Source organism: Allobosea sp. CS1GBMeth4, from assembly GCF_900185715.1.
Lineage (GTDB): Bacteria > Pseudomonadota > Alphaproteobacteria > Rhizobiales > Beijerinckiaceae > Allobosea.
In genome coordinates this window covers 25356-32790 of sequence record NZ_FYAS01000041.1, presented here as the reverse complement: position 1 = coordinate 32790, position 7435 = coordinate 25356, and the positions used below count along the sequence as shown (strand labels likewise).

7 protein-coding genes are annotated in these 7435 nt (G+C 71.1%); 5 read left to right on the top strand and 2 right to left on the bottom strand.

Annotated features, from left to right (window positions below; all coding sequences use genetic code 11):
* Both CS1GBM4_RS20870 and hemC read right to left on the bottom strand, forming a co-directional pair.
* Positions 1–1269: uroporphyrinogen-III synthase (locus tag CS1GBM4_RS20870; protein WP_186420681.1), on the bottom strand; the 1269-nt coding region annotated here is incomplete at its 3' end.
* A gap of 24 nt (positions 1270–1293) precedes the next feature.
* A complete protein-coding gene (gene hemC, locus CS1GBM4_RS20865) occupies positions 1294–2244 on the bottom strand; it encodes a hydroxymethylbilane synthase (protein WP_186420683.1) in 951 nt (316 codons plus the stop codon).
* Between the two features lie 154 nt (positions 2245–2398).
* Between hemC and tsaD the strand changes: the two genes are divergently transcribed.
* From tsaD to acs, 5 genes are all read left to right on the top strand, one after another.
* Positions 2399–3442, top strand: a complete 1044-nt coding sequence (gene tsaD, locus CS1GBM4_RS20860; protein ID WP_186420682.1) for a tRNA (adenosine(37)-N6)-threonylcarbamoyltransferase complex transferase subunit TsaD — start codon at positions 2399–2401, stop codon at positions 3440–3442.
* Positions 3439–4443, top strand: coding sequence for an NAD(P)H-dependent glycerol-3-phosphate dehydrogenase (locus CS1GBM4_RS20855; RefSeq protein ID WP_244607329.1), 1005 nt, complete (start codon positions 3439–3441; stop codon positions 4441–4443). Before tsaD ends, CS1GBM4_RS20855 begins: the two co-directional genes overlap by 4 nt.
* A 33-nt stretch (positions 4444–4476) precedes the next feature.
* Entirely contained in the window at positions 4477–4803 is a 327-nt protein-coding gene (locus CS1GBM4_RS20850) for a hypothetical protein (RefSeq protein WP_186420679.1), read from the top strand.
* A gap of 76 nt (positions 4804–4879) precedes the next feature.
* Positions 4880–5290, top strand: coding sequence for an EVE domain-containing protein (locus CS1GBM4_RS20845; RefSeq protein WP_186420678.1), 411 nt, complete (start codon positions 4880–4882; stop codon positions 5288–5290).
* A gap of 182 nt (positions 5291–5472) precedes the next feature.
* Positions 5473–7425: an acetate--CoA ligase gene (gene acs, locus CS1GBM4_RS20840; RefSeq protein WP_186420677.1), complete on the top strand. Its 1953-nt coding sequence runs from the start codon at positions 5473–5475 to the stop codon at positions 7423–7425.
* The last annotated feature ends 10 nt before the right edge of the window (positions 7426–7435 follow it).

The window sequence follows — 7435 nt, the reverse complement described above, 5'->3', positions numbered from 1 at the left end:
CTCGCCGCTCGCCTTGGCGGCGCTCTCGGCTGCCGCCGTCGCCTTGCGGTCGACGGCTTCGAGGGCGGCGCGGCCGGGCAGGGCGGCATTCTGCGCCTGCAGCGTCTCGACGCGCCTGGCGAGTTCCGTCAGCCGCGCGCTGTCGTCGGGGCCGGCGAGCCGCAGGCCCAGCAGCACCAGGCCGGCGCCGATGACGCCGCCCGCCAGGCCGGCGAGCGCCACGGTCGGCAGGCTGTAGCGCCGCTGGTGCTCGGGCACCGGCGGCGGCGTGAATTCCCGGGGGAGCGCCTCGGTCGGCAGGACGGCTTCGGCCTCCGCTTCGGTGCGCTCGGCCTCGGCCTCAGCCTCGGCCGTGCCTGCTGCCCGGCCGGGCCCGTCGGACGCCGGCGTTCCGGCGGCGTCCGAGGCCGCGAGTTCGATGGTCGGCGGTGTCCGGCCGGATCGGCTGCGGCGCTTGCCAGCCGGGCCCTGTTCGCTGCTCGACCCCGCCGCCATGCCGTCCTCGTTCGTCTCGTCGCCCGTCGCTGCCGGCTCCTTAGCATCGCCGCTCAGCAGAGTGCGAGCGGGAAGCTGGTCGAGCGCGGCGAACAGTGCGGCCTCCTCGGGGTGCTCGGCGACGAGCACTGTGTCGGAGCCGGCGGCGATCAGCGGCGCGGCGATCTCGGCCGAGAGCGCGAGCTGCGGCAGAGCGCGCGCCTGTTCCGCCAGCCCGGCCCGGCCGGCGAGATCGAGGAAGGTCTGGGCGCTGCGTGGCGAATAGTGCAGGGCGGCGTCGGCCGAGCCGTCGCGCAGCGCGTCGGCGGCGACCGCAGGCAGCGCATCGACCGCCCTGGCCTCATAGGCGGTCCAGACCGTCACCTCATGGCCGGCCTCGCGCAACCGGTCCGGCAGATCCTCATGCCGGTCGCGACCGGCGACGAAGAGCAGCCTGCGGCCGCCGGGCAGGCGCTCGAGGATCAGCGCCAGCAACTCGGCGCGGCCGCCGCGGGCGCTGTGGGCGGAGAAGCCGAGCTCGCCGGCGGCCTCGGCCGTTCGCGTTCCGACGCAGAAGGCGGGGAGGCTGGCACGCCAACCCTTGGGCAGGCGTTCCAGCGCCGGCACGGCATTGGCGCTGGTCAGGACGAGCGCGTCGAACGGCCCTTTCGGCGGCTTCTCGCCGCTCGGCAGGATCTGGAACAGCGGCGCGACCACGGGATCCTTGCCGCGCTCGCGCAGGGTTGCGGCGCTGCGTTCGGCATCCTGCTGCGGTCTGAACACCAAAACGCGCATATCGCCTCCTCGTGCGGGCTTCGCTCAGGCCGGGTCGTAGATGCCGGCCGGGGCGCGGGCGCGCAATTCGCGCCCGAGATCGGCTCCCAGTTGCGCGGCCTCCGTGACCGAACCATGGCGTTCGCCCTCGGCGCTGGCCGCGCCGTCGGGCGAGAGGATGAGCCCGCGCAGATGCAGGCGCTCGCCCGCGACGGTGGCGTGGCCGGCGATCGGCGTGCGGCAGGAGCCGTCGAGCTCGGTCAGGAAGGCGCGCTCGGCGGCCAGGGCATGGCCGGTGTCGCGGCAGGTGATGCGCCCAAGCGCCGCGGCAGCGGCCGGGTCCCCGGCGCGAATCACGATGGCGATGGCGCCCTGGCCGACCGCCGGCAGGCATTCTTCGATCGAGAGGATGCCGCTCGCCCGATCGGCGAGGCCGAGCCGGCGCAGACCGGCGAGCGCGAGCAGGGTGGCGTCGAGCTCGCCGCTCGCGACCTTGTCGAGCCGCCTGCCGACATTGCCGCGCAGAAGGGTGATCGCGAGATCGGGCCGCGCACGTCTGAGGATGGCCTGGCGGCGCAGCGAGGCGGAGCCGACCGTCGCGCCCCGGGGCAGGTCGGCAAGCCGCGCGATGCCGCGCGTGATCAGCGCGTCGCGGACGTCCTCGCGCGGCAGGTAGCCGCCGACGACGAGGCCGGGGGGCAGGGCGGTCGGCAGGTCCTTGGCGGAATGGACGGCGAAGTCGATGGTGCCGGCGAGCTGCGCGGCGTCGATCTCCTTGGTGAAGAGGCCCTTGCCGCCGGCCTCGGCGAGCGCCCGGTTCTGGATGGCGTCGCCGGTGGTGCGGATCACGTCGAGCGGCAGTTCGGCGCCGTCCCAGCCATGGGCGGCGCCGAGCCGGCTGGCGAATTCGTTGGCCTGAGCCAGAGCGAGCGGGCTGCCGCGCGTGCCGATGATGAAGCGGCCGGGGAGCCGGCTTTCGCGTGGCGGGGTCGGCATGTCGGTCATTCTAGGCGAGGTCTCCGCTTCCGCGCCGTTGGCCGGCGCCGGCCATTGGCCTTCTCCTTCATGCAGCACTATACGGAGGAAATCCCCGCGCGAAACCGCGCACCCCGGCCATTGGGCGGGCGCTGCGCCCAACTTTACGATGAGCATGCGAGTTCTGGGCATAGAGACGACCTGCGACGAGACGGCCGCCGCGATCGTCTGCGTCGAACGCTCCGGCGAAGCGAAGATCCTGTCGAACGAGGTCCTGAGCCAGATCGCGGCGCATGCCGCCTATGGCGGCGTCGTGCCCGAGATCGCCGCTCGCGCCCATGTCGAGGCGATCGACCGGATCGTGGCGCGCGCCTTCGAGTCCGCCGGCATGAAGCCCGCCGAGATCGACGGCGTCGCCGCGGCGGCGGGGCCGGGGCTGATCGGCGGCGTCATGGTCGGCCTCACCACCGCCAAGGCGATCGCTCTGGTCACCGGGCGGCCCTTCATCGCGATCAACCATCTCGAGGGCCATGCGCTGACGGCGCGGCTGACCGACGATCTCGCCTTCCCCTATCTGCTGCTGCTGGTCTCCGGCGGGCACACGCAGCTCCTCGCCGTGCGCGGCGTCGGCGACTATCTCAGGCTCGGCACCACGATCGACGACGCGGTCGGCGAGGCCTTCGACAAGATCGCCAAGATGCTGGGCCTGCCCTATCCGGGCGGCCCCTCGGTCGAGCGCGAGGCCCGCAACGGCGATCCCGAACGCTTCGAATTCCCGCGGCCGATGAGCGGGCGGCCCAAGCCCGATTTCTCGCTGTCGGGCCTGAAGACGGCGGTCAGGCTCGTCGCCGAGCGGATCGCCCCCCTGTCGGATCGCGACGTCGCCGATCTCTGCGCCTCCTTCCAGGCGGCGGTGGTCGACGTGCTGGTCGACCGGACGCGCGCCGGCCTGCGCGCCTGCCGCGAGGCCGGGATCAAGCCGACGACGCTGGTGGCCGCCGGCGGCGTCGCGGCCAACCAGCAGATCCGCAACGGCCTGATGCGGCTGGCGACCGAGGCCGGGCTGCCGATGGTCGCCCCGCCGGTGGCGCTCTGCGGCGACAATGGCGCGATGATCGCATGGGCCGGGCTGGAGCGGCTGCGCCTCGGCCTCGTCGACGACATGGGCGCGGTGGCGCGGCCGCGCTGGCCGCTCGACGAACTCAGGGCGCAAGCGTGAGCGGGGAGGACCGCTACGAAACGATCGGCGTCGCCGGCGCCGGCGCCTTCGGCACGGCGCTCGCGCTCGCCGCGGCCCGGGCCGGACGGCGCGTGCTGCTCTGGGCCCGCGACGAGGCGACCGTGGCGAGCCTGCGCGAGCATCGCGAAGCGCCGCGGTTGCCGGGCGCGAGGCTGCCCGAGGCGATCGAGCCGGTCGCCGACGTCGCGGCGCTGCGGCCCGTCGAGGCGCTGATCCTGGCGGTGCCGACGCAGGCGCTGGGCTCGGTCTGCGCGCTGCTGGCGCCGGCGCTGCCGCACGGCCTGCCGGCGATCTCCGCCGCCAAGGGCATCGAGCAAGGCAGCCGCCGCTTCACCACGCAGATCATCGCCGAGGCGCTGCCGCAGGCGGTTCCGGCGGTGCTGTCCGGGCCGAGCTTCGCCGCCGACATCGCCCATGGCCTGCCGACCGCGCTGACATTGGCCTGCGCCGATGGCGGCCTGGCGCGGATGCTGGCCGAAGCGCTCAACTCCTCGACGCTGCGCCTCTACCACAGCGACGATCCGCGCGGCGTCGAGATCGGCGGCGCGGCGAAGAACGTGCTCGCCATCGCCGCCGGCATCGCCATCGGCCTCAGGCTGGGCGAGAGCGCGCGCGCCGCGCTGGTCGCCCGCGGCTTCGCGGAATTGCGCCGATTCGGCGAGGCGCATGGCGCCCGGCCGGAGACGCTGATGGGGCTTTCGGGGCTGGGCGACGTCGTGCTCTCCTGCGCCACAACGCAGTCGCGCAACTTCGCCTATGGCGAGGCGCTGGGGCGGGGCAAGACGCCGGCCGAGGCGGCCGGCGGCAAGCTCGCCGAGGGCGCGTTCACCGCGTCGGTGCTGGTCGAGATGGCGCGAGCGCGGGCGATCGAGATGCCGATCGCCGAGGCGGTGGCGGCCGTCATCGCCGGCACGGCGGGCGTGCGCGACGTGGTCGCCGAGCTGCTGGCGCGGCCGGTGCGGGCGGAACACCGGACGTGAACACCGAGCCGGAGCAGGAGGACGCGAGATCCGATGCCCAATGACTGGTCCGATCTGACGAAGCGGGTGGCGCGCGGCATCGCCGAGGTGCGCAAGACGACGGGCTCGGAGCTGGTGGCGGAGAGCCGGCCGGTGCCGCTCGCCGGGCGCATCGCCGGGCGGGTGATCGAACTGCGCCGCCGGCGGGCCGAGGACACGCACCGCTTCGTGCTGATCCTGCCCTTCGGGGAGGGGGAGGTCAGGGTCGAGCTCTCGCCGCAGGATTATGCCGCGCTGACGCGCGAGATGGTCAGGTTCTGGAACGAGACGGGCGAGGCGGCGTCGCGGCCGCCGGCGCCCGTGAAGGAAGAAGGGGAGTAGGCAATCGGCAGTAGGCAGTCGGTTCGGATTTCGTTATCGACTGCCTATCGCCCACTGCCGACTGCCGAGCACTCTCATGGCCCACTGGCTGATCAAATCGGAACCCTCGGTCTGGTCCTGGGACGACCAGGTCGCCGCCGGGGCGAAGGGCACGCATTGGGACGGGGTGAAGAACCACACCGCCAAGCTGAACCTGATGGCGATGAAGGCGGGCGACCAGGCCTTCTTCTACCACTCGAACGAGGGGCTCGAGATCGTCGGCATCGTCGAGGTGATCAGGGAGCACTATCCGTGGACGGAAGCCGGCCCGCCCTGGGTGCTGGTCGATTTCAAGGCGGTGAAGCCCCTGCCGAAGCCGGTCTCGCTGGCTGCGGTCAAGGCCGAGCCGAGGCTCGCCAAGATGTCGCTGGTCACCTCCTTCCGTCTCTCCGTGCAGCCGGTGACGGACGAGGAATGGGCGCTCGTCTGCAAGATGGGTGGGCTGTAGCCGCCGGCAGACCTCGCCGAAAGTCGCAGCAACGAAAGTGCGAGCCTGCCGGCGCTTGTCGGCACGGGCTCGCGCCGTATGATGCGACGAACTCGAAAGAGGCCGGCCGGACTGTCGTGGCGCGTCGCCGCGAGCCGGCGAACCGGTCCCGACGAACGCCCAAGTCTGGGGAGACGCCTGAAATGTCCGAGAAGACCTATGACGTGCCGGCCGCCTGGGCCAAGAAGGCATGGCTGAACGACGCCAAGTACAAGAAGATGTATGCGGCCTCGATCAAGGATCCGGACAAGTTCTGGGGCGAGCACGGCAAGCGCATCGACTGGTTCAAGCCTTACAGCAAGGTGCGCAACGTCAGCTACAAGCCGGGCAAGGTCTCGATCAAATGGTTTGAGGACGGCACGACCAACGTCGCCTACAACTGCATCGACCGGCACCTCGCCGCCCGTGCCAAGCAGACGGCGATCATCTGGGAGGGCGACGATCCCTCGGAATCGAAGAAGATCAGCTACGGGCAGCTCCACGCCGAGGTCTGCAAGTTCGCCAATGTGCTGAAGGCCAACGGCGTCAAGAAGGGCGACCGGGTCACGATCTACCTGCCGATGATCCCCGAGGCGGCCTATGCCATGCTGGCCTGCGCCCGGATCGGGGCGGTGCATTCGGTGGTGTTCGGCGGGTTCTCGCCGGATTCGCTGGCGAACCGCATCGAGGACGCCGACTCGAAAGTGGTGGTCACGGCCGACGAGGGCCTGCGCGGCGGGCGCGCCGTGCCGCTGAAGAAGAATGTCGACGCAGCCGACGACAAGGTAAAGGGCGGCATCGGCACGGTGATCGTGGTGAAGCGCACCGGCGGCAACATCACGATGAAGGAGGGCCGCGACGTCTGGTATCATGACGAGGCGGCGAAGGTCTCGGGCCATTGCCCGCCGGCCGAGATGAAGGCGGAAGACCCGCTCTTCATCCTCTATACCTCGGGCTCGACCGGCAAGCCCAAGGGCGTGCTGCATACGACCGGCGGCTATCTCGTCTACACCGCGATGACGCATCAATACGTCTTCGACTATCACGAGGGCGAGATCTACTGGTGCACGGCCGATGTCGGCTGGGTCACCGGCCACAGCTACATCCTCTACGGACCGCTCGCCAACGGCGCGACGACGCTGATGTTCGAGGGCATCCCGACCTATCCGACGATCTCGCGCTTCTGGGAGGTGGTCGACAAGCACAAGGTCAACACGCTCTACACCGCGCCGACCGCGATCCGCTCGCTGATGGGCGCCGGCGAGGAGCCGGTGAAGAAGACGAAGCGCAAGTCGCTGCGCCTGCTCGGCTCGGTCGGCGAGCCGATCAATCCCGAGGCCTGGGAGTGGTACCACCGCGTCGTCGGCGACGGCCGCTGCCCGATCGTCGACACCTGGTGGCAGACCGAGACCGGCGGCATCCTGATCACGCCGCTGCCGGGCGCGACGAAGCTCAAGCCCGGCTCGGCGACGCGGCCCTTCTTCGGGGTCAAGCCCGAGCTGGTCGACGCCGAAGGCAAGGTGCTGGAGGGCGCGGCCGAGGGCAACCTCGTCATCGCCGAGAGCTGGCCCGGCCAGATGCGCACCGTCTACGGCGACCACAAGCGCTTCGAAGAAACCTATTTCGCGACCTATCCGAACAAGTACTTCACCGGCGACGGCTGCCGGCGCGACGCCGACGGCTATTACTGGATCACCGGCCGCGTCGACGACGTGATCAACGTCTCCGGCCACCGCATGGGCACGGCCGAGGTCGAATCGGCGCTGGTCGCCCACCCCAAGGTCTCGGAGGCCGCGGTGGTCGGGTATCCGCACGACATCAAGGGGCAGGGCATCTACGCCTATGTCACGCTGATGTCGGGCGAAAAGTCGAGCGAGGATCTGCGCAAGGAGCTGGTGGCGCATGTGCGCAAGGAGATCGGGCCGATCGCGTCGCCGGACCTGATCCAGTTCGCCCCGGGACTGCCGAAGACCCGCTCCGGCAAGATCATGCGCCGCATCCTGCGCAAGATCGCCGAGGACGAGTTCGGCGCGCTGGGCGACACCTCGACGCTGGCCGATCCCACCGTCGTCGACGATCTCATCGCCAACCGTCAGAACAAGCGCAAGGCCGGATGAACCCCGGGAC

Bases quoted from the DNA above. Each gene is read 5' to 3' on its own strand.
- hemC (WP_186420683.1), bottom strand. From the start codon at position 2,244: ATGCCGACCCCGCCACGCGAAAGCCGGCTCCCCGGCCGCTTCATCATC.
- tsaD (WP_186420682.1), top strand. From the start codon at position 2,399: ATGCGAGTTCTGGGCATAGAGACGACCTGCGACGAGACGGCCGCCGCG.
- CS1GBM4_RS20850 (WP_186420679.1), top strand. From the start codon at position 4,477: ATGCCCAATGACTGGTCCGATCTGACGAAGCGGGTGGCGCGCGGCATC.
- CS1GBM4_RS20845 (WP_186420678.1), top strand. From the start codon at position 4,880: ATGGCCCACTGGCTGATCAAATCGGAACCCTCGGTCTGGTCCTGGGAC.
- acs (WP_186420677.1), top strand. From the start codon at position 5,473: ATGTCCGAGAAGACCTATGACGTGCCGGCCGCCTGGGCCAAGAAGGCA.